This window comes from Corallococcus sp. CA049B, assembly GCF_003611685.1.
GTDB classification, from domain to species: Bacteria; Myxococcota; Myxococcia; order Myxococcales; family Myxococcaceae; genus Corallococcus; species Corallococcus coralloides.
On the sequence record NZ_RAWC01000428.1, the window covers coordinates 1 to 1,924 of the forward strand.

Sequence of the window (1,924 nt, forward strand, 5' to 3'; positions counted from 1 at the left end):
GCGCCGCCCGTCTTGGCCAGCACCTTCGTGATGGCCGCCGTCAGCGACGTCTTGCCGTGGTCCACGTGCCCAATCGTTCCGATGTTCACGTGGGGCAGGCTGCGATCGAACTTTTCCTTGGACATGACACTCCTCGAAAAATGGAGCCCTGAACCAGGATTGAACTGGTGACCTCATCCTTACCAAGGATGCGCTCTGCCAACTGAGCTATCAGGGCTTGGCGATTCACTACAACGGTTGGAGCGGGAAATGGGATTCGAACCCACGACATTCAGCTTGGAAGGCTGACGCTCTACCAACTGAGCTATTCCCGCATTGCCGAGTGGAGAGAGGTGGATTCGAACCACCGTAGGCGTAGAGCCGGCAGATTTACAGTCTGCTCCCTTTGGCCGCTCGGGCATCTCTCCAGATATTCGCTTGTGGTGCTGCGTGCTGCTCTCTACACCATCTTGCTGCGTCCCGGGCCCTTATCCGCGGCCCGTCCTACCTGGCCGGCGGCGGGATTTGAACCCGCGACCTACTGATTACAAATCAGTTGCTCTACCGACTGAGCTACACCGGCATCCATCCAGCAACTGCCCCGCCCTACCTCATCCCGGGCGGACCGTCAACCTCTCGGCAGCGGCTTGAGAGGCGCGACCTTTTAAAAGCCCCCACTCTCCAAGTCAAGGAGATTGATCCGGGGTCGTCAGCGGGAAGGACGGCCCCGCTGACGGGCGACCTCGTATAGCAGAATCGCGGCGGAAACCGACGCATTCAATGAACCGACCTGACCGCCCATGGGAATCCGGAGGCGGAAGTCGCAGTGCTTGAGGACGCCTTCCCTCACGCCCGCCCCCTCGGCCCCCACCACCAACGCCAGGGGCCCGTCCAGGCGGGCGCTCCACAGAGGCTCAGCGCCCTCCACGTCCGCGGCCGCGACCCAGAGGCCCGCTTCCTTCAGCTGCTCCAAGGCGCGGGAGATGTTGGTGACGCGCGCGATGGGGCAGTACTCGACGGCGCCCGCGGAGGCCTTGGCCACCGTGCCCGTCACCTGCACGGCCCGGTCCTTGGCCAGGACGACGCCGTGGGCCCCGAGCGCGTGGGCCGAGCGGATGATGGCGCCCAGGTTGTGCGGATCCTGGATGCCGTCGAGCACGACGACGAGCGCGGGCTGCTTCCTGGCCTTCGCCGCGTCCAGCACGTCCTCCAGTTCGACGTACTGGAAGCCGCGCAGCTCGGCGACGACGCCCTGGTGCACGCCGCCCTCGGCCATGGACGTCAGCCGCTCGCGGCCGACCTTCTCCACCCGGACGCCCGCGTCACGCGCGCGGCTGAGCAGCTCGCCCGCGGCCTTGGCGCCGACCTGCCCGTCGACGATGAAGAGGCGCTCCACCGCGTCGGGATGGGCCCGCAGGGCCTCCAGCACGGGGTTGACGCCATGGACGTAGCGCGGGGCTTCGTGGCCGCCGCGTTCACCACTGGAAGGCTTGGGGGAGCGCTCGCGCATGGGGGCTACTGGACCTCCACGGGCAGCGAGAAGGTCTTCTTCTGACGGGCGCAGATCTTCTCCGTGCAGATGAAGAAGGTCAGCGTCGCGTCCAGCGTGCCCTTGCCGGCGGACACCGCGGTGAAGGGGACCTCGAAGCGCGGATCCACGAACTGCTGGCCGTCCGCCTTCTTCGCCACCGACTGCTCGCGGGTCAGCGTCTTCTGGGCGGGCGTCAGCTGCTTGCCCGTCAGCTCCAGCTTCAGCGGGGCCTCGTCGGAGACGTGGGCGCCGGGCTTCGACTTGATGGCGAGCACGAACGTGCCCTGCCCTCCGGCCTTCACCTGCGTCGACGTCCCCTCGGTGGTGACTTCGTAGAGGGTGGCGGGGTCCACGTCCTGGGCCAGCACCGGCGCGCCGACGAGCGTCAGCAGCAGGGGGGCCAGGGTCGGGAGG

3 protein-coding genes and 4 tRNA genes are annotated in these 1,924 nt (G+C 66.9%); all 7 read right to left on the reverse strand.

All coding sequences use genetic code 11. The features are described from left to right. On the reverse strand, positions 1-125 hold a 125-nt coding region (locus D7W82_RS39425; protein ID WP_233588040.1), incomplete at its 3' end, for a GTP-binding protein. 16 nt (positions 126-141) lie between these two features. Continuing rightward, positions 142-217: transfer RNA gene (locus D7W82_RS39430), tRNA-Thr, on the reverse strand. 21 nt (positions 218-238) lie between these two features. After that, positions 239-314 (reverse strand) — tRNA-Gly (locus D7W82_RS39435). Between the two features lie 9 nt (positions 315-323). Further along, positions 324-407, reverse strand: a tRNA-Tyr gene (locus D7W82_RS39440). A gap of 82 nt (positions 408-489) precedes the next feature. After that, a tRNA-Thr gene (locus D7W82_RS39445) sits at positions 490-562 on the reverse strand. Between the two features lie 126 nt (positions 563-688). Continuing rightward, entirely contained in the window at positions 689-1,489 is an 801-nt protein-coding gene (gene rlmB / locus D7W82_RS39450) for a 23S rRNA (guanosine(2251)-2'-O)-methyltransferase RlmB (RefSeq protein ID WP_120623156.1), read from the reverse strand. A gap of 5 nt (positions 1,490-1,494) precedes the next feature. Further along, on the reverse strand, positions 1,495-1,924 hold a 430-nt coding region (locus tag D7W82_RS39455; protein WP_370451151.1), incomplete at its 5' end, for a hypothetical protein.